Below are 18,159 nucleotides of genomic sequence, written 5' to 3'. Positions count from 1 at the left end.
GGTCAACGAGCTTCCTGTCCTTGGGCGGCGGTTCGGCGGACGACCGTGACGGTGAGGAGCAGTGCCAGCGCGGCGGTGACGCTGAGCATCCACAGCCCGATGGCGTAGGAGTCGGTGCGGCCGTAGACGTAGCCCATGATCAGTGGCGGCACGAAACCGCCCAGACCTCCCGCTGCGCCGACGAGTCCGGTCACGCCCCCGACCCGAGAGGGCTCAGTGACCTTGGCGATGAGGGCGAACGTGGCGCCGCTTCCGGAGCCGAGCGCGGCGGCCATCGCGAGGAACGCGACGGTGCCGATGCCGTGCAATGGTGGTGTGCCGGCGGAGATGGCGGCGCCCACGACGACGACGCCGAACCCCGTGGCCAGCACAGGGATCGAACCCACCTTGTCGGCGAGCCAGCCGCCGACGGGGCGCAGGATGACCGCGATGAGCACGAAGCCGGCCATCCGGTTGGCCGCGCTTTCCGGGGTGAGGTGGTGGGCGGTCTTGAGGTATGCCGGGAGGTAGACCGAGAAGGCGACGTACCCACCGAAGGCCACCGCGTAGAGAAGGCACGCCTGCCACGTGATCGGGAGCCGGGCGTTGGCAGAGATCCGCGAGGCCAGTGAGGTGGTGGGCACCACTCGGTCGGGTGCGTCCCGAAGGATCAGCCAGGCGGCGAGGGAGTAGCCGGCCAGCACCACCGCGGTGATGAGGAAGGGTGCCTTTGCGCCCAGGTGGTCGGTGAGCTTGACGGTGGTCAGTGCGCTGATCGCGGTACCGCCCATGCCGGCGCCGAAGATGCCGACCGCGAGACCGCGCTTCTCTGGCGGGAACCACGCGTTCACGAACGGGACGCCCACGGCGAAGGCGGTGCCGGCGATGCCGAGGAAGAAGCCGCCCAGGATGAGCAGGGCGTAGGAGTCGAGGGCGAAGAAGGCGATGAAGAGGGTCGGGATGATGGTCACGCCTGAGACGATCGGGAACATGACCCGTCCGCCGTACCGGTCGGTCAGCCCGCCCACGATGATGCGGCCGAGGGAGCCCACCACGACGGGGACAGCGACGAGGAGGGCGACGTCGGACTCGGTCAGGGTGCCGAGGGACCCGGTGGCCCGGAACAGTGGTCCGAGTGGGCTGATCAGGGCCCAGGCCCAAAAGTTCACCGCGAAGCCGAGGGTGGCCATCGCCAGCATCAGCCAGGGCGATCTGGTTGCCGCTCGGGGCTGATGGTCCGAGGTCAACGGGGTGGTGGTCATCGGGGTGGTCACAGTCGTGCTCTGACGACGGAGCTGTTGACGACGGGCGTTGCGGTGGCCTGTTCGGCCATGGCTGGTCTCCTTCTCGGCCCACCGGCGGTGGTGGGGCGGCGCGGAAACAAGCACAGTGGCTTCGGTGCATGTGTATCAGGGCCAAAGGTCCTGCTCGTCGGAGATGCCCGGTCGGCTCTTCGAGCCTGTCGGGACGCTGCTCCCGGGTGGTGCCACACGGTGTCTCCTCTGCCAAGCGGTGCAGCAGCTGAAGTCACCGGGTCCAGGGCGACGACGAGTTGGACCTGTCCCGACCATAGCCCTTGCCGAGCCGACTGGCGCCGACTCGTGCGGTGCCGAATCCTTCGGACCGCGGCGATGCGGTCGCGCGGCCTTCATCACCGGCTCGAACGACCCGGTCGAACACGGCGAGGTGGTCGCGGACCATGCGGTCGGATGAGAAGCGCGTGATCGCCTCTTGGTGGCACTCCTGCCGGTCGAGCTGCGAGACGTTCGCCACCGCGGAGACTGCGGCCTCGACGTCGGTGACGAGGTACCCGGTCCGGCCGTCTCGGAGTAGTTCGGGCATCGAGCCGAGGGGTGTGGCGATGACTGGTGTGCCCGTGGCCAGCGACTCAACCACGGAGAGGCCAAAGGGCTCCGCGAAGTCGATGAGGTGCAGCAGGGCGAGTGCGCCGCCCAGAAGGGCGTCACGCTGGCTGGGCCCTACCGGGCCGATGTAGGTCACCGCCATCCCGTCCACGTGCGGCGCGACGGCCTCGGCGAAGTAGTCCTCGTCCTGGACGATTCCCGCGATGACCAGTGGCAGCCCTGCGCGGCGAGCCACCTCGATGGACAGGTGGGTGCCCTTGTCGGGGTGGATGCGGCCGAGGAACAGCAGGTAGCTGCCCGGTTCGGGGACGAAGGTGAACGCCGTCATGTCGATGCCGTGGTGGATCGTGGCGGCGTAGTGCAGGTCGGGGTGCCGGTCGGCGTCGCTGATGGCTACGTAGTGGGCGACGTCGTCGTACTCCCGGTAGACGGGGAGGATGCGGGGCGAGGAGAACCCGTGGATCGTCGTCACGACGGGGGTACGCACCAGGCGGCTGTAGGTCAGCGGCATGAAGTCGAAGTGGTTTGCGATGACGTCGAACTCGTCGGCCCGCTCGAACACGGCTGCGTTGTGCAGCCCTTCCCAGGCCTTGGCATCGAGGCCGGGGGACTCCTCGTAGCCGTGCGGTGCCGTGGCGTGCAGTCGAGCGGAGGTCGTCGAGTCTGCCGTCGCAAACAGGGTGACGTCGTGACCCTGCTCGACGAACCCCTCGGTGAGGGTCGAGGCGATCTGTTCCCACGGTCCGTAGCCGACAGGGGGCAGGCTGTGGGCGATCGAGGCGATGACGCCGATCCTCATGGAGCTCCGTCCGTCGGTGCGCGGCACGTGCCGACGTGGTCGCGGCTACGGCGAGGCTGCGGGCGGTACGGGGCGTCGTCATCACCCTAGTCGTCGTGGAGCGCCCCACCCCGCCCACGAGGGTCCCGAGGGATGATTGTCCCGGGGGCGGGAGCCCGCAGGGTGCTACCGTCGAAGTCTCGCCGTCTCGTCAGGAAACGAGACGCATCGCGACAAAGATGTCTCGACTGGCCTGCGTGTGACCACGCCGCGTAGGCCCCAGCGCACCGTGCGTGCAGGTCGCCGCCCCTGTGGGTGGCTGTGCTCCACGTCGGCTGTCGACGCGGGGCGACCAAAGGAAGGCTCGCCATGTCCGTGTCATACGGAGTCCTCAGCACCTACCCCCCGACTCCCTGTGGGCTGGCGACCTTCAGCCGGTCCCTCGCGGAGTCCCTCGCCGGTCAAGGCGGTGGCGATGGCGCCGTCGGAGTCGTGCAGGTCGTGGATGTCCAGGAGCCGGTCCCGCTGCCTGAGGTGGTCCACCAGTGGGTGCGTGGCAGTGCGGGCGGCGCGGAGGCCGCCGCCGCCGTCCTCGACCGCTTCGACGTCGTCGTGGTGCAGCACGAGTACGGCATCTTCGGCGGCCAGGACGGGATCGACGTCCTGGGCGTCACCCGTCAGCTGGTCGCGCCCATGGTCCTGGTCGTCCACACCGTCCTCGTCGCGCCGTCGAACCGGCAGCGCGAGATCGTGCGGGAGCTCGCCGAGCGCAGCGCGGTCGTCGTGACCATGACCCGTACCGCCCGAGACCGGCTGGTCGCGCACTACGGCCTCGACGTTGACCGGATCCGCGTCGTGCCCCATGGAGCGCCCCCGGGCGTGCTGCCGGCCCACGCGCACCTTCCCCGGCCGGCCGACCGCCGCCCCGTCGTCCTCACCTGGGGCCTGCTCGGCGAAGGCAAGGGCATCGAGTGGGGCATCGAGGCGCTCGCCCAGCTACGTGACCTCGCGCCGCTCTACCGCGTCGTCGGCCAGACGCATCCCAAGATCATCGAGCACGAGGGGGAGCGCTACCGCGACGCCCTCGTCGAACGGGCCCGCGTCTTCGGGGTCGGCGACCTCGTCGAGTTCGACGCGCGATACCTCACCGCGGACGCGCTGGGCCTCGCCGTGGCAGCCGCGGATGTCGTGCTGCTCCCCTACGACTCCACGGAGCAGGTGACCTCGGGGGTCCTCGCCGAGGCCGTCGCAGCAGGCAGGCCGGTGGTGTCCACCGCCTTTCCCCACGCCGTAGAACTGCTTGGTCGCGGTGCCGGGTTGCTCGTCGAACGGCAAGACCCGGGCGCCATCGCCCGGGGACTGCGGAGGGTGCTGACCGAGCCGGGGCTCGCTGCCGCGATGTCGGCCCAGGCCGAGCGGATCGCGCCTCAGATGCGTTGGCCTGCAGTCGCCCAGCAGTACGACGCCCTCGCCCGCGAGGTCATCGCCTCATCCGCCCCGGTGAGGGTCTGACATGACGACCTTCACCACGTCGTCACTGGCAACCGACGCCCCCGCCGTGCCCTTGACGCTGGCACCGGTCTCCTTCCGGCACCTCCACCACCTCTCCGACGACGTCGGACTGTTCGAACACGCCGAGCTGACCGTCCCCCGCCGCGAGCACGGCTACTGCCTCGACGACGTCGCTCGCGCCTTCATCGTCACGGTCCGTCAGCCCGACCACACGGTCGAGCTCGCCGCGCTCGCATCGACCTACCTGAACTTCGTGCTCGACGCCCAAGGTGAGAGCGGGAAGTTCCGCAACCGCCGGGCCGTCGACGGATCGTGGTCCGATGAGCCGACGGTCGAGGACTGCTGGGGGCGTGCCCTCTGGGCGCTGGGCACCGGCGTTGCCCGGGCCCCCGAGGTCGTCGACTGGCGGGTTACTCAAGCTTTCAGCGCAGGAGCCGCCCTCCGCTCACCATGGCCGAGGTCCATGGCGTTCGCCGGTCTGGGGGCGGCCGAGGTCCTCACCGTGCGACCACGAGACGACGTGGCCAAGGCGTTGCTGGCAGATGCCGCAACCCTCATCGCGCGCCCCGACCCCCTCTTCGGGATGACGGAAACCATTGTGGCCGGCTGGCACTGGCCGGAGTCACGGCTCAGCTACGCCAACGCGGCCCTCGCCGAGACCCTGGTCGCCGCAGGCTCGCTGCTCGGGGTGTGGAAGTGGCTGACGGAGGGGCTACGGATGTTGAGCTGGCTGCTCGACACCGAAACGGCCGGAGGCCACCTGTCGGTTTCACCGGCCGGCGGGTGGGGCCTCGGCGAAACCCGACCCCAGTTCGACCAGCAGCCGATCGAGGTCGCGGCGCTCGCGGACGCTTGCGCGCGGGCCTTCGACGTCACGGCGGACCCGCGCTGGAGCGCTGCCGTCTCCCGGTGCTCCGCCTGGTTCCAGGGGGCGAATGACTCCCGCACCTCCCTGCACGACCCCATCAGCGGGGGTGGCTGCGACGGCCTCGAACCAGGCGGTCGCAACGAGAACCAGGGCGCCGAGTCGACCATCGCGATGATCTCGACGTTCCAGCAGGCGCAGCGGCTCGGGGTGACCAACGGCCCGGGTTTCCCGCTCGCTTTCGCGTCGTCGTCGGCGGCGTCGTGACCGCGGTGAGCGGCCGGCATACCGAAGTGCGCGTGGCACCTGACGACCACGCCTGGGTGCACCGGGCCGCCCTCGCCCTTCGGCCGGACCCGAGCCGGGTGCTGGGGCGGCTGTTCCTCCCCGGCCAGGAGCTGCTGACCACCGGCAAGTCGCGGGCCGACGCGGTCATTGCCCGGGTTCTGTCGCTCGACGAGGACGAAGCCGCGCGGGTGCTCGCCGACACGGTTGCCGGGTTCGCGCACCGACATCACGACCTGGTCGCGATGTTCCGCGAGCACTTCGACCTCGTTGCCCACCGGATCGACGGTGCCGGCGACCTCTCCACCACCCGGCGGAACCTCCTCGGCGCCTACTTCACCCAGGAGTACGCGCTCGAGGCAGCCGCCCTGTTCAACCCTTCGCTCGTCGCACACCCAGACCAGAGCGGGCTCGCGGACGGGGAGCTGCGGTTCGTCATGAGCCTGCGCGCCGTCGGTGAGGGTCACATCTCGAGCATCGAGTTCCGTACCGGTGTCCTCGGCTCTTCTGGCCTTGGCGCTGCTGACGGTGCTGGCGGCGCTCGCGAGGTGCGTCTCGACGAGCCAGACCCACACCCCGACACAGGCGTCGTGACCCCCGGCACGATGTCGAGCAACCGCAGAGCGGCCCCACTTCCAGCGGCTACGGTCGAAGCGCCACCCGACGCGACGTATCGCCTGCGCTTCGACGCCGAGCGACCCCTTTCCTCACGCGTGGTGTTCCCCACGGTCCCGGTCGAGGCGAACGGCGTCGAGGACGCACGCTTCGTCCGCTTCACCGACGACGGGCGGGTGACCTACCACGCCACATACACCGCCTACGACGGCTCGAACGTCGCGCCACGACTGCTCACGACCGAGGACTTCGTGACCTTCGAGAGCCGGCATCAGGTGGGGCCGTCCGCCCGCGACAAGGGGATGGCCCTCTTCCCGCGGCGGGTGGGCGGAGACTACCTCGCGCTGACCCGCTGGGACCGCGAGACGCTGGGGCTTACGCGGTCGAAGGATGCCGTCACGTGGGCAGCATCGACGACCCTCATCCGTCCCGAGCGGCCATGGGAGCTCGTGCAGCTCGGCCAGTGCGGTTCGCCGATCGAGACAGAGGCCGGCTGGCTGGTGATCACCCACGGCGTCGGACCAATGCGCACCTACGGGCTCGGCGCCATGTTGCTTGACCGCGAGGACCCCTCGCGGGTCCTGGGTTCGCTCGCCAAGCCCATGCTGACCGCCACGGAGCACGAGCGTGACGGATACGTTCCCAACGTCGTCTACTCCTGCGGCGGCCTCGTCCACGACGGACAGCTGGTGCTGCCATACGGCTGCAGCGATGCCGAGGTGCGGTTTGCATTCGTGGACCTCGAGCCCCTGCTCGAGCTTCTGCAGCAAGCGGGGCCGTAGATTCGGACCGTTGGGGGCGCCGCCGCTGTTCTTGATGTCGAGGGATTGTCAGGAGCACGACACGACGGAGGCCCTTCTCGGCCCGGCGGCCTTCACCCCCAGCCATGCCATGAGGACACCGGTTGCCACTGCGATGAGTCGGTCGCCCTCGATGGGGGCGGATCCGCTGCGGTTGTCGTCCATGGTGCGCCCGGAAGTCGGTGGGTACTGAAGGGTCGAAACCCTGCGGTCAATGCGGGGCGAAGACGCGTCCCCCCGCCCGCAGGGAGGGCGGGGGGACGCGCACGCTCACGCTCCCACCGATGCGCCGCGGCGTACATGCCCAGAAGTGGTCATTGTGGGTTGGTCGGCGAGGGCGCATGCTGTCCGGTGGGAAGAGGTATCCACGCCGGAGGGGATCTGGGCGTGGATATCTCGCTGTGGGCAGCTCCCGTCGGACAGTGGCGGAGTTGCTTTGGTGTGCGCTCTTGTTCTCGGGCGAGATACCGCCTCTCGGACGCGGCCCGGTCGAGCCGCGTGATGCCGAAGGGTGAAGAGGTGGATGCTGCCCCGCGCCGTCAGATGGGGCGACGACGCCCGAGCCAGTGAGGGTGCTGTCGGAGGGGTGCCCTCGGCTCAGATGAAGGTGGGTGGGGTGAGTGGGTCCAGTCGGCCCAGGCCTTCGGGCGCGGTCTGCACGACGTCCGTTCAGCTCGGCCAGCCACGAGCTCCTCTGCAGCCACTGCGCCCCAGACCGTTCCGCAAGGAGCCGTCCTGGCCTACCGTCGAGACCAGGAGCCGTCGTTGCGGAGATGCCATGAGGGAAGCCTGGGAGCTTGTCACCGCGGGACCCGAGGATGCGGACCAGTCGGTCCTGCTCATACCGGGCGGAGCCAACGCGGCCCGCTCGTTCGATCTGGTGATGGCCGAGCCGGCGCTGTCCGGCGTTCGCCTGGTCGCCACCACGCTGCCGGGAATGGCCGGCGCCCCGCTGGTCGGGGATGTGTCCATCCCCGGACTGGCCCGCCTGGTCGGTGAACTGGCCAAAGCACAGCGCTGTGACGTGATCGTCGGCTTCTCCCACGGCGCCACGGTCGCGCTGGAGGCGCACCTGTCCGGTCACTTCCGCGGCCCGGTCGTCCTCCTAGGCATCAGCCTGACAACTGAGGACGAGGCCAGGTTCTTCCGCGCCGTCGTCCGGACATCGCAGAAGGTGGGCAGCTGGCCAATGGCCACCATGCTCCGGCTCCTGCCCCTCATGGCCAGATCTGCCAAGACACCCCAGCCACACAAGCGAGAGCTGATCGAGGACCTCAAGCAGAACAAGGCCGGAGACTCGGTCCGGACCAGCCGCGAGTACCTCGACTACATCGCCGCGGACAACGACTACGCCACCAGGCTGGCCGCGTCCGGCATACCGGCGTGGGTGGTTCACGCCGAGAAGGGGGACGGTGGTCTCACCGATGCCGAGCGCGCCACCCTCCAGGCGGCTGCGCACGTGACCCTGGTGACAATCCCTGGTGCGGTGTTCCTCCTCCCGGACGAGGCTCCTCAACAGACCGCTGTAGTGATCGCTGCCGCCCTGGCGCAGGCGACCTGACTCGATCATCGTCGGCCGGCGGGGGTCACGCAGAGGCGCACCCGGGAGGGTGCAGATGCTCGACCGCTGCATGCGGTTCTCGACACAGCGATCCTTGCCACAGTCACGGCCACCACGGCGGCAGTGATGCTCGCCGGCCGCCGCGGGCACCGCCTCCGCCCACGAATCCGGTTCCAGCTCAACAGTGATCGGCCACGTGTACGAGGGCACGAACGCCGCCACCGGGAATGCGGTCGCCGTGTGCGACCGACACGTGGACGGCTCTCTGCACGCAGCCGGGAGCACAGCGACCGGATGACAACAGCAGTCCGCGCGGCCCGCTCAGCGTGCCGCCACCTCGGTGCCCACCCGAGCGCCGCGATGGGTGCGCTGACCCGCGGAGACTGACCTGCCGCTGTCGTGGTCGGGGTTCACGTCGGGCCTACGCCAACACCAACACAGCGGCTGAGACGAGGGTTGCCATCAGGACGGCCCTGTCGAAGTGGGCTTGGCTCAGGCGCCGGGCGGTCCGAAGTCCAACCCAGGTGCCCAGCAACACCGCCGGAGCAAGGACGAGGGATCGCACCAGGGTTGCCCCCGAGAACAGGCCAAGACCGGCGCTGAACGGCACCTTGCACACGTTGATCAAGAGGAAGAACACCGCGTTGGTCCCCAGGAAGCGTCGCTTGTCGACCCCTCTCGCCACCAGGTAGAGGGTCATGACCGCCCCTGCCGCATTCGCCGTCATGGTGGTGAAGCCCGCAGCCAGGCCGGTCGACAGGCTGGCCCACCTGGACGACGCGTGTGTCGCGAACTCTCGTTCCGCGCGATGGATCACCAGCTGCAGCAAGCCGAGGACAAAGAGCATCACTCCGATGCCGTGACGAAGGACGGCGTCGTCCACAGCGCTGAGGAACAGGGACCCGAGCACCAGTCCCGGCAAGACGGCGGGGATCAGTGTCCGCAGGAGCCGCAGGTCGGCAGCGTGGCGGTAGTGCCACACGGCCACGCAGTCACCCACGAGCAGCAGCAGGAGCAGGGCTGCAGTCGACTCCCGCGTCGGGAGCGAGAAGGCGAACAACGCGACGGCGATCGTGGCCACGCCACCGATGGACGTCTTGGCGAACCCGACCAACAGGGCTGCCACGACCATGAGCGTCCAGCTCAATGCCACCGCTCACTCCCGCAGAGTCGATTTCGACGCGTGCGGCGCTGCCCCTCCGGCGACGCCCCGAGGTGCGCCGGGACAGGGTGGCGACATGACATCTCTGGAACTTACAGACGCGCGCGATCCGGTGCGCGCGAGTCCGGCCCAGGAGACGCGGACCCGCCATGACTCACGCCGGCCGGCGTCGATGATCAGTGGGCAAATGCAGGTGCCGAAGGCCGTGACGGTCGGACCCCCACGCCGATGACCTGCGCGGAGACGGGTGTCCGACCGCATCAGCAGGGCCCGCATCGCTGCTGTACTTCCGAGCTGTACAAGGAACGACCGCGCACCTCCGGAGCTGCGGGCTCAGGAGGTGCGCGGGGAGGGGTGCGTTCAGCGCAGGAAGGCGTAGCGGCGCACGATCGGCAGCTGCTCCCACTGCTGGCCGAACCCGAGCGCCTTGCCGGCGCCGAGCAACATGAGCGCCACGAGGGTCATGGCGTAGATGAGGTGGTCATCCATGAAGAGGTTGTTCTCGGGGGGCAGGACCGCGGTCCACATCAGGACCAGGAGCAGGGCTCCGGCGAAGGCGGCGAACCGCATGGCCACGCCAGCCATGAGGGCCACACCGATGCCGAGCAGGCCGAGCATGAACAGCCAGTCTGCCCACGCTGCGCCGGCGATGCCGTGGTAGAAGTCGGCGAACGGTCCGGTCGCCGCATTCTTCAGGAAGCCCATGGTCGGGTGTCCGCCGTTGATCCAAGCACCCTTGGTGGGCGTCCCGTGGCCGAGTCCGAAGACCTTGTCCAGGAAGGCCCAGAGGAAGACCCAGCCGAGGCTGAGGCGGATGGCGCCCAGGACGTAGGGCAGGACTTGCGAGCTGACCGTCGTGTCGGCGTTGGCCACCAGCGGTTGGCTCGTGGTGCCGCGCTCCTGATCGGTCTGCGATCGGCTGATGGTGCTCATGGTGGCTCTCCCAACTGGGGCCGCTCGCCGCTGACTGCGGTGTGCTGACAGCCCCACTCTGCGACCATCGGAAGCCGCGCAGCAGGGTCGTAGGTCCCGACATCCGGGTGCCACGGGTCCTTCGTCGGGTGATCGCCTTGGGCGTGGAAGACCAAAGCCGCAGCTGCCGGTGGGCTTCTTCGGCGGGAGCTGTCTGGTTTGGTCAGCGCCGGCTCAGACGCGTTCTCGCACGGGAGGCACAGGCAGGTGCAGGCCGTGGCGTTCGCGGCCCCCGCCGTGGCGCTCGTTGGTGTGGCTGTCCTCAGGGGTCTCCGCGTGGACCACCGCGACCGGGCAGCGCGCTGCGCGCAGGGCCGCCTGCGACACGGACCCCTTGAGCCACCCCGACACCGTGCCGCGTCCGCGGGTGCCGACCACGAGCAGTGCGGCGTTCTCGCTCAGCCGTCCGAGTTCGGCGGCGGGGTGACCCTGGGCGACGTGGCGTCTCACATCGACGTCGGGGTACTGCTCGCCAAACCCGGCCAGGGCTTCGGCGGCAACGGAACGCTCCTGCTCCTCGAGCTGTGCCCCGTCGATCGACCACGTCAAGGAGGCCGAAGCTCCCTCAAAACCGTCGACCAGCCAGGTGTGCACGGCGGTGAGCCCGACACCGCGAGAGGAGGCCTGAGCGAAGGCAAAGGCCAAGGCCGCCTGTGACGTCTCGGACCCGTCTACGCCAACCACCACCCGCGCGTCGGTGATGGTGTGGGAGGCGGCTTCCTGCACGACGATGACAGGAGCGTGGGCATGGGCGCAGACATGAGTTGAGACCGAGCCGAACAGGATGCCTTTGACTGCACCAAGTCCGCGGGCCCCTACGACGACCATCTCGGCGTCGCTGGAGGCCTCGACCAGGATCATGCCGGGAAGTCCGAGGCGGATGATCGTTTGGACTGCCAGACCCGGATGAGCAGTCCGGGCTCGCTCGGCGCAGGCGGCTACCGCCCGCTCGGCGACGTTCTTGAACGTCTCGTCCAGGCCGGTGATCGCCGTACCGCCGGGTGCTCCGGCGCGCATTGCGGGGTAGGGCGGCGGTGAGTAGGCGTGCACGACCACGAGGGGAACTGCGCGTCGCGCGGCTTCAGCGGCGGCCCAATCCAGGGCAAGGTCACTCGTGCCGGACAGATCGACTCCGACGAGGATGGGGCGGGAGATGGGATTCATGGTGCACTCCTGATTCTGGGGGCGTTGACCTTCAACCTGCCCTCGCGGCCGATGCGGGCACAGGGCCATACGTCCCCGTGCCGCGGCGTGTTCGCAGGTGGTGCTGTGTGGATACTGCACACGTTCGGCACCCCAGGGGCCTGCCGATGCTCGTCAGCGACGATCGTGACCGTCCCCGCCAAAGCCTTCCCTGCGGGACCTTCTACTTCCGAGGCGAGTCCACGGTCAACGCATGTTGCCGGTGTGGCCCAGGCTGAACAAGCCGGGCTGCGGCCAGACGCACAGGCCGTGTGGTCCGGAGTCGACGGCGATCGTGTGCAGGAGCCTGCCCGTGCTGGTGTCGAAGACGTAGACCACGGCGTCGTAGCGCCCTGCGAGCCACAGCTGCGACCCGTCGGCCGTCACCCCGCCCATGTCCGGCGACCCGCCCCCGGGAATCCTCCACACGGCCGCGGTCGCGAGCGTGACGGCGTCGAGGACCGTGATCGTGCCCGCGTCGCGGTTGGATACGTAGACCTGCCTGCCGTCGCGCGAAGGGTACAAGCCGTGCGCGCCCAGCCCGGTGTGGATGAACCGCGCGACCTTGAGGGTGCGGGCATCGACCACCCACACGCCGTTGCGCAGCATGTCAGCCACGAGGAAGTGCTGGCCGTCAGGGGCGAGCCGGACGTCCTGGGGCATTGAGCTGGCACCGGGGCGCAACCCGTTCTTGGGGCTGCCCGGCATCGCCATCGCCTCGCCAGGTGACGTGGCTCCGGGCGTCTTCACGGTGTTGAGGTCGATGACCTGCCGGACCCTGGTCGCCGCCTTGTCGATGACGACGAGCTTGCCGCTGAACTCGCAGCTCGCCACGAGGAACGACAAGTCGGCCGAGTAGTCGGCGTGATTGATGCCGGCGCACGGCACCGCGAGCGAGCGTTGGAGCCTCATGGTGTGGGCGTCGCGGACGTCGATGCGGTGCAGCCGTTCTGCCATGACGAGCGCGTGCTTCCCGTCCGGGGTGAAGTACAGGTTGTAGGGGTCCGCGACGTGCACCGGTCGGCCCGCCCTCCCCGTCACCGGACTGACCGGGGTCAGGCTGTTGCCCTGGTCCGCGTTGACCCACAACGTCTTCAGGTCCCACGACGGCACCACGTGTTGCGGCTCCCGCGGCGTGCGGAACCGTCCGACGACCCGGTACGTGCGGGGGTCGATCAGCTGCACCGTGTTGCTCAACGTGTTCGGAACGTAGACCATCGGCCGCGCAGCGAGGGCCGCCGGACCGAGCGCCCCGGCGCCGGCCGCGGCATACACATTGGGTAGAGCTGCGGCAGGGGGCGTCCCGCCGTTGGCATCGGCCGGGGCGGTTGCCCTGGGGGCCGCGCCTGTGGCGCGAGACGACGAGACGGTGGCCCCCACGAGGGATGACGAGGTATGCCGCGTGGCTGGGCGGGAGGCGCAGGCCGCCACCCCTGTGACGATGACCAACGCCAGGGTCAGGGCGCTGCTGATCAGGGTGACGCGGTTGGCCATGGATCGGAGGGCCCGAGGTGGGGGTCCCACCGCAGCCTCGGCTCGCATCATGCGTCACGCAGCAGGGTCGACAGGGTGACGGCGTGAAGGCCCTTGGTGCGCAAGCCGGTCAGGATGGCGGGAAGCGCGTCCACCGTGCCGCGGTGGCCGAAGTGCAGGCTCACGATCGAGCCCGGGCGCACGGACCTGAGCGTGCGGTCCCGAACGGCTGTGGCGCCGGGGTCTCGAAAGTCCTCGGGGTCCACGTCGTAGGAGACGCAGCGGTGGTACCCCGCTGCGGCTGCGGCAGCGCGGATGGTGGCGGTGCTGTGCTGGGTTCCGGACGGGCGGAACCACCAGCCGGCGCTGCCCACCGCTGCCTCCAGGGCCTGGGCTCCGCGCACGGCCTCAGCCACAGCCTGCGCCCGGGTCAGTTGCTTCATCTGCTGGTGGCTCCACGTGTGGTTGCCGAGCTCGTGCCCGGCCGACACGATCTCGGCGCCGAGGTGCGGGTTCTGGTCCAGCCAGGTGCCAACGGCGAACACCGTCACGGCGGCATCGGCACGGGCGCAGGCGCTGAGGATCTCGCGGGCCATCCCGACGGGCCCCTGGCCGTGGAAGGTGAGGGCCACCTGGCGGCCGGTGGTAGGTCCGTGGGTGATGTCAGGTCCGGATGTCATGGCCAGGCGCGGCGGTCCATCGCGGTGAGGAGCCGAACCGGCGGTGTGGGAGGTGTTTCCCGCAGCGCGGGAGGGCGATCCGCTCGACGGCGGCTGCTGGCTCGGGCCCTGCGCGTCCTGGCTCGGCACCCTGGCGGAGGGCGGGCTGGTACCTGGCGCAAGGCTGCAGCCTGCCAGCGCGACGCCCGAGATTCCCGTCAGGCCCGCCGACAGGATGGCACGTCGGGTGAGGACAGGCGCGCGGTCACGCGCCACCTCGAGGTCTGGGCGCGGCTCCACAGACCACGACGCTACGTCTGCGGCCTTAGAGGATCCTGAGGAGTCGCAGAGCTGTGTCCTCACCGAGCGGAGGAGGTCGCAGCGGTGCCCCCACTCGCGCGAGAGGGGGCACCGCTTCGGTCGACGTCGTCGGACTTCCCCTTGAAAGCGGGACGTCGCCGGGATGGCCTAGGACCTGAGCCACGCTGTTGGACCCGGACGGTGGCCATCGACCGTGACCTGCGGGTCCGGGCAGGTGACATTCAATGGTAGGGGCGGCGGGGGCCAATGCAAGCCATGCCCGCCTCAGCTGAGTGGACGTGCAGAGCTCCGAGGGCCCGGCGATCCGGGGACCCGACACGGACCCGACACGGACCCGACACGGACCCGACACGGACCCGGACCGAGACGAGCCCAGGGCGCGACCAGGTGGTCCGGTCGTGCAGTAGGTCGACCTCAGGACCGCTGCAGCCGGTCCAGAGCGTCGCGGAGGGCCTCCACGGCCTCGTCCTGCCGGTCGTCAGGCACCCAACGCAGGACCACCTTCGGAGCCGCGTCGGCCCCGGCCGACTCGAAGGTCAGCGGCCAGCTGGACTGGTGCGGCCAGTCCGCACGCAGTCGTTCCTCCGCCTGGTCCACCGTGAGCGGGCCCGTGAGGGTGACGTGGACGTCGTGCGCCACTCCGGCGGTCGTGCGACGTTGGTTGGTGACGCGCTCGACCTCGGTGACGGTGACTGGCGGCTGTGCATCGCTCATGGCCGCCCCGTACCCACGCCCGCCGATTTCATTCGTCCTTGGCACGCCCACGCGTCGACCTGCGGGCGCTGACGAGGGGCGGAAGCAGGCCTCCCGCCCCTCGACCCAGTTGCCCCCGCCGAGCTACTGGGTGGCGCGCACGTTCTCCACTGAGGACTGGGCCTGGGTCCTGACGTCCTCGGCGGTGGACCTTCCCTCCTGGGCGACGTTGTCCTTGGCCTCCATCGCGGTGTCCTTCACGCTCTGAGCCGCTTGCTTCGCGGGCTCCTTGAGCTCCTGCGCGGTGTCCTGCGCCACGCTCTTGGCCTCTTCGACGACGGGCTGCGCCTTGTCCTTGAGCGCGCTGGCGGCCTGCTTCTCCTTCTCGGAGGCCGGCAGCATCGAGCCGACCAGCCACCCGGCACCGAGGGCGATCAGCCCTGCCGCGAGGGGGTTGCCCTGCGTCTTGCTGCGAGCCTTGTCGGCAGCGGCCCCCGGCGCGTCGGCGACCGTGGACGCGGCGTCGGAACCTGTGGCGCGCAGGTCGTCGGCCGTGCCCATCACCCGGTCCTTGACCGAGGTCGCGACACCAGCCACCTTGTCGGCCTGACGGCGTGCGACGTTGGAGGGGCTGACCGTCTCTGTGAGCGCGTTGACATCGTTGCTCAACCGGCCCCGGGTGTCCTCGATGTCCCGGCGGATCTCATCTGGGGTGTTCGTCATCGCTTGTCCTCGTTCCCTTTGAGCGCGTCGGGGATCTCCCGCGCCGTCTCTGTCGTCTGCGGAATTCCCTTGACCTGCTTGAGCTCACGTCGTCCGGTGGCGGCCAGTACCGCAGCCACGAGTGCCCAGATGGCCGCCACGACCAGGGCCGACCAGGCGCGCCCGGTCGCGTTGCCGAGCCCCCACCACAGGGCGACCGACAGGAAGAGCAGCACGAAGTGACCGGCGACACCGGCGCCACCGAGCATTCCGGCACCCTTGCCGGCCTGAGTGGCCGACTGGCGCAGCTCGGCCTTGGCGAGCTCCGTCTCCTGGCGGATGAGCGTCGACAGGTCGCGGCTGATGTCGGCGAACAGCTCGCCGACATTGCTGAGCGACCGTGTCGGCGTCTCGTCGAGCCGGGGGTCCTGGCTCATCGGGGGAGCCCGCTCGCGTCGGCCCCGCTCCCACTGATCGGCGCGGTCCCGCCGTGAACGCCTCCTGCGTCGCTGGGCGTGTCGCTGACGGGATGGCTGCCGGTGGCGGTGCTGGTCCCGCTGGCAGAGCCGTACGCGGAGTAGCCAGCAGTGCTGTGATCCACCGGCGCAGGGGCGGCGCCCGCACCACCCGTTGGGCCAGCCGTGTCGGATCGGTCCTGGTGGTCCGCGACCAGGCCGCGGCTCAGACGGCCCCCGACCAACCCGACGAGGGCGGCCGTGGCGAGGAATGTGCCGGGACGCTGCCGGGCGAACTGCTTCACCTCCGAGACCAGCGAGCCCGGGTCCCGCTGGTCGAGCCAGCCGGCGACATCGCCGATGCGCTGCGAGGCCTGATGGGCCAGGTCGCTGGCGACGCCCTGCTGGTCCGAACCCTGAGCCATGCTGGACAGCTCCTGGCTGAGCGACCGCAGGCCTTCGGCGACCTTGGTCTGCTGCTGGGCGCTCTGGTCGATCAGCTGGTTGCGGGTCTGCTGCCACAGCTCCTTGGCCTGCTGGCTGGTCTCCTGCGCCACGTTCTTGGCTTCCTCCTTGCCGACCTCGGCCACGTGGCGGGCGCCTTCCTTGGCCTGCTCGCCCGTGGCGCGTGCCTCGTCCTTGGCGACCTCTTTCGTGTCGGTGGAGCCCGGGGTCGCCGTGCCGCCGCCCGTGCCGCCGTCCATGCCGCCGCCCGTGCCGCCATCCCTGCCAGCACCACCAGCGCTCGGGGTGGTGGAACTCGTGCTGATGGGGCTGTCGGTGCCGTGGCTGTCGGTGCCGTAGGTGTCGGTGCCGGCGGCGGGGGAGGTCTCGACCGCGCCGAGCTCGCGTGTGGCGTCGTCGCCCTGCGTGCGGGCTGTTCCGTAGGTCTCGCTCATGTCCATTCCTGTCCTGTCAACGAGTGCTGGACCGGCGGTATGTCCACCGCCGCTACGGGGGGCTTACCCGCGTCTGACCTGCCCAAACGTCGCAATGTGGCTATTTCCGACGGGGTGCCGGGCCGCCCTGGAGGAGCCCGAGCAGAGCGCGGGCGTCGTGGGGTGCGTGTCCGCGGGCGTCGTTGTCGAAGTACACGTGCACATCCAGCCCGGCGTGCGCCCACCGCCGGATGCGACGACCCCACGACTCCAGAGCGTCGCGTGAGTACCCGCTGCGGTAGAGCTCGGTGTCCCCGTGCAGCCGGACGTAGACCAGGTCGGAGGTGACGACCTCGAACTGAGGCCAGGTGCCGGCACTGTCGGAGATCACCATGGCGATGTCGTTGCGCTGCAGCACTTCTCGAGCGCGTGATGAGTGAAAGCTCTCGTGGCGCGGCTCGAGGGCGTGCCGAAGCGGTGCGCGGACGAGGGGTGTCGTGAGGGCGCGGTCCGCCCCCACCTTCTCGTCGTGTCTCGATGCCAGGTCGGCCGCGGCCTCGGTCGTCCGCGGCAACAGGTCGAAGAAGGCTTGCAGGCGCTCTTCGTCGAACGCCAGGCGGGCAGGCAGCTGCCACAGCACGGGGCCGAGCTTGTCGCCCAGGGCGAGCACCCCGGAGGCGAAGAAGTTCGCGAGCGGGGTCTCCACGTCCACCAGGCGGCGCATGTGGGTGATGAAGCGACCGCCCTTGACGGCGAACACGAAGCCGTCCGGCGCCTGCGCTGCCCAGGCGGCATAGCTGCTGGGTCGCTGCAGCGAGTAGAAGGAGCCGTTGACCTCGACCGCCGTCAGCTCCCTGGAGAGGTGGCTGAGCTCGTCACGCTGGCGCAGGCCGGCCGGGTAGAAGTCCCCGCGCCATGACGGGTAACGCCAGCCGGAGGTGCCCACGCGGATCTCGCCCGGTCGAGGACCTGGCTCGCCCAGGTGGGAAGAGGTGACGCGTGGCGTCATACCGCTGGATGCATGTGGTTCTCGGGCGCACTCGCGAGATGCAGGCAAGCCCTGCCCCTAACCACCTGACCGAGACGGCGGCGCCTGGCCGTCGCTCGCACTCGTCGGGTCCGCGGCGCGGCTGCGCGCCTGGTCGACAGTCCACTGCGTGTCACAGACCATGCACCGGAACGCAGGGTGCAGGCGCGAGTCCTTGGAACCAGCCGGCCCTGGCAGCATCACGGTCGTCGCCCTGTCGCTTCCGCACTGCGGGCACACGTGCGTGCCCATCTACCGGCCGCCCGCCGTGCAGGTATGCCGTACGAGCACCCCGACTCTCACCGTGTCACCGTTCGCGGACATACAGTCTCCAACCCTTTCGCGGACCTACTGTCCCAACGCTTCGCGGACCAA

The 18,159-nt window shown here is 69.8% G+C and carries 16 protein-coding genes; 4 read left to right on the top strand and 12 right to left on the bottom strand.

What is annotated here, in order from left to right; genetic code table 11:
- Positions 1–2 precede the first annotated feature (2 nt).
- Both AC1DWP_RS06335 and AC1DWP_RS06330 read right to left on the bottom strand, forming a co-directional pair.
- Positions 3–1,253: an MFS transporter gene (locus tag AC1DWP_RS06335; protein ID WP_477613613.1), complete on the bottom strand. Its 1,251-nt coding sequence runs from the start codon at positions 1,251–1,253 to the stop codon at positions 3–5.
- A 253-nt stretch (positions 1,254–1,506) separates the two neighbouring features.
- On the bottom strand, positions 1,507–2,643 hold the full coding sequence (locus tag AC1DWP_RS06330) for a glycosyltransferase family 4 protein (RefSeq protein WP_477613612.1): 1,137 nt from the start codon (positions 2,641–2,643) through the stop codon (positions 1,507–1,509).
- Positions 2,644–2,991: 348 nt separating this feature from the next.
- Here AC1DWP_RS06330 and AC1DWP_RS06325 point away from each other — a divergent pair, with 348 nt between their 5' ends.
- The 4 genes from AC1DWP_RS06325 to AC1DWP_RS06310 all read left to right on the top strand — a co-directional run bounded on the left by AC1DWP_RS06325 (position 2,992) and on the right by AC1DWP_RS06310 (position 8,260).
- A complete protein-coding gene (locus AC1DWP_RS06325) occupies positions 2,992–4,134 on the top strand; it encodes a glycosyltransferase (protein WP_477613611.1) in 1,143 nt (380 codons plus the stop codon).
- 1 nt (position 4,135) lies between these two features.
- Positions 4,136–5,266 carry a glycosyltransferase gene (locus AC1DWP_RS06320; RefSeq protein ID WP_477613610.1) on the top strand — a complete coding sequence of 377 codons (1,131 nt, stop codon included), beginning with the start codon at positions 4,136–4,138 and terminating at the stop codon, positions 5,264–5,266.
- A 32-nt stretch (positions 5,267–5,298) separates the two neighbouring features.
- Complete coding sequence (locus AC1DWP_RS06315; protein ID WP_477613609.1) at positions 5,299–6,681, top strand: glycoside hydrolase family 130 protein; 1,383 nt, start codon at positions 5,299–5,301, stop codon at positions 6,679–6,681.
- Positions 6,682–7,477: 796 nt separating this feature from the next.
- Positions 7,478–8,260: an alpha/beta fold hydrolase gene (locus tag AC1DWP_RS06310; RefSeq protein WP_477613608.1), complete on the top strand. Its 783-nt coding sequence runs from the start codon at positions 7,478–7,480 to the stop codon at positions 8,258–8,260.
- 421 nt (positions 8,261–8,681) lie between these two features.
- On the opposite strand, the gene AC1DWP_RS06305 is transcribed toward AC1DWP_RS06310, so the two are convergent.
- The 10 genes from AC1DWP_RS06305 to AC1DWP_RS06260 form a co-directional block, all read right to left on the bottom strand.
- Positions 8,682–9,392 (bottom strand): sulfite exporter TauE/SafE family protein, encoded by a 711-nt coding sequence (locus tag AC1DWP_RS06305; protein WP_477613903.1) that lies wholly within the window; start codon positions 9,390–9,392, stop codon positions 8,682–8,684.
- Between the two features lie 390 nt (positions 9,393–9,782).
- Complete coding sequence (locus AC1DWP_RS06300) at positions 9,783–10,355, bottom strand: DoxX family protein (RefSeq protein ID WP_477613607.1); 573 nt, start codon at positions 10,353–10,355, stop codon at positions 9,783–9,785.
- A 213-nt stretch (positions 10,356–10,568) separates the two neighbouring features.
- Positions 10,569–11,558, bottom strand: a complete 990-nt coding sequence (locus AC1DWP_RS06295; protein ID WP_477613606.1) for a universal stress protein — start codon at positions 11,556–11,558, stop codon at positions 10,569–10,571.
- A 225-nt stretch (positions 11,559–11,783) separates the two neighbouring features.
- Positions 11,784–13,070: a YVTN family beta-propeller repeat protein gene (locus AC1DWP_RS06290; RefSeq protein ID WP_477613605.1), complete on the bottom strand. Its 1,287-nt coding sequence runs from the start codon at positions 13,068–13,070 to the stop codon at positions 11,784–11,786.
- Positions 13,071–13,117: 47 nt separating this feature from the next.
- Positions 13,118–13,729 carry a polysaccharide deacetylase family protein gene (locus AC1DWP_RS06285; RefSeq protein ID WP_477613604.1) on the bottom strand — a complete coding sequence of 204 codons (612 nt, stop codon included), beginning with the start codon at positions 13,727–13,729 and terminating at the stop codon, positions 13,118–13,120.
- A gap of 714 nt (positions 13,730–14,443) precedes the next feature.
- A complete protein-coding gene (locus tag AC1DWP_RS06280; protein WP_477613603.1) occupies positions 14,444–14,743 on the bottom strand; it encodes a hypothetical protein in 300 nt (99 codons plus the stop codon).
- Positions 14,744–14,866: 123 nt separating this feature from the next.
- Positions 14,867–15,445 (bottom strand): DUF3618 domain-containing protein, encoded by a 579-nt coding sequence (locus AC1DWP_RS06275; RefSeq protein WP_477613602.1) that lies wholly within the window; start codon positions 15,443–15,445, stop codon positions 14,867–14,869.
- A complete protein-coding gene (locus tag AC1DWP_RS06270; protein WP_477613601.1) occupies positions 15,442–15,861 on the bottom strand; it encodes a phage holin family protein in 420 nt (139 codons plus the stop codon). Before AC1DWP_RS06270 ends, AC1DWP_RS06275 begins: the two co-directional genes overlap by 4 nt.
- Positions 15,858–16,778 (bottom strand): hypothetical protein, encoded by a 921-nt coding sequence (locus AC1DWP_RS06265; RefSeq protein ID WP_477613600.1) that lies wholly within the window; start codon positions 16,776–16,778, stop codon positions 15,858–15,860. The genes AC1DWP_RS06270 and AC1DWP_RS06265 overlap by 4 nt, the downstream gene beginning before the upstream one ends.
- Positions 16,779–16,878: 100 nt before the next feature.
- Positions 16,879–17,766: a DUF72 domain-containing protein gene (locus AC1DWP_RS06260; RefSeq protein ID WP_477613599.1), complete on the bottom strand. Its 888-nt coding sequence runs from the start codon at positions 17,764–17,766 to the stop codon at positions 16,879–16,881.
- Positions 17,767–18,159: the final 393 nt, after the last annotated feature.

Source organism: Pedococcus sp. P2_F6 (genome assembly GCF_056403675.1).
Note: the sequence above shows the minus strand (reverse complement) of the source record. Positions and strands in the feature narration are given on the sequence as shown.

Bases quoted from the DNA above. Each gene is read 5' to 3' on its own strand.
- AC1DWP_RS06330 (WP_477613612.1), bottom strand. From the start codon at position 2,643: ATGAGGATCGGCGTCATCGCCTCGATCGCCCACAGCCTGCCCCCTGTC.
- AC1DWP_RS06325 (WP_477613611.1), top strand. From the start codon at position 2,992: ATGTCCGTGTCATACGGAGTCCTCAGCACCTACCCCCCGACTCCCTGT.
- AC1DWP_RS06320 (WP_477613610.1), top strand. From the start codon at position 4,136: ATGACGACCTTCACCACGTCGTCACTGGCAACCGACGCCCCCGCCGTG.
- AC1DWP_RS06310 (WP_477613608.1), top strand. From the start codon at position 7,478: ATGAGGGAAGCCTGGGAGCTTGTCACCGCGGGACCCGAGGATGCGGAC.
- AC1DWP_RS06305 (WP_477613903.1), bottom strand. From the start codon at position 9,392: ATGGTCGTGGCAGCCCTGTTGGTCGGGTTCGCCAAGACGTCCATCGGT.
- AC1DWP_RS06300 (WP_477613607.1), bottom strand. From the start codon at position 10,355: ATGAGCACCATCAGCCGATCGCAGACCGATCAGGAGCGCGGCACCACG.
- AC1DWP_RS06295 (WP_477613606.1), bottom strand. From the start codon at position 11,558: ATGAATCCCATCTCCCGCCCCATCCTCGTCGGAGTCGATCTGTCCGGC.
- AC1DWP_RS06290 (WP_477613605.1), bottom strand. From the start codon at position 13,070: ATGGCCAACCGCGTCACCCTGATCAGCAGCGCCCTGACCCTGGCGTTG.
- AC1DWP_RS06285 (WP_477613604.1), bottom strand. From the start codon at position 13,729: ATGACATCCGGACCTGACATCACCCACGGACCTACCACCGGCCGCCAG.
- AC1DWP_RS06280 (WP_477613603.1), bottom strand. From the start codon at position 14,743: ATGAGCGATGCACAGCCGCCAGTCACCGTCACCGAGGTCGAGCGCGTC.
- AC1DWP_RS06275 (WP_477613602.1), bottom strand. From the start codon at position 15,445: ATGACGAACACCCCAGATGAGATCCGCCGGGACATCGAGGACACCCGG.
- AC1DWP_RS06270 (WP_477613601.1), bottom strand. From the start codon at position 15,861: ATGAGCCAGGACCCCCGGCTCGACGAGACGCCGACACGGTCGCTCAGC.
- AC1DWP_RS06265 (WP_477613600.1), bottom strand. From the start codon at position 16,778: ATGAGCGAGACCTACGGAACAGCCCGCACGCAGGGCGACGACGCCACA.
- AC1DWP_RS06260 (WP_477613599.1), bottom strand. From the start codon at position 17,766: ATGACGCCACGCGTCACCTCTTCCCACCTGGGCGAGCCAGGTCCTCGA.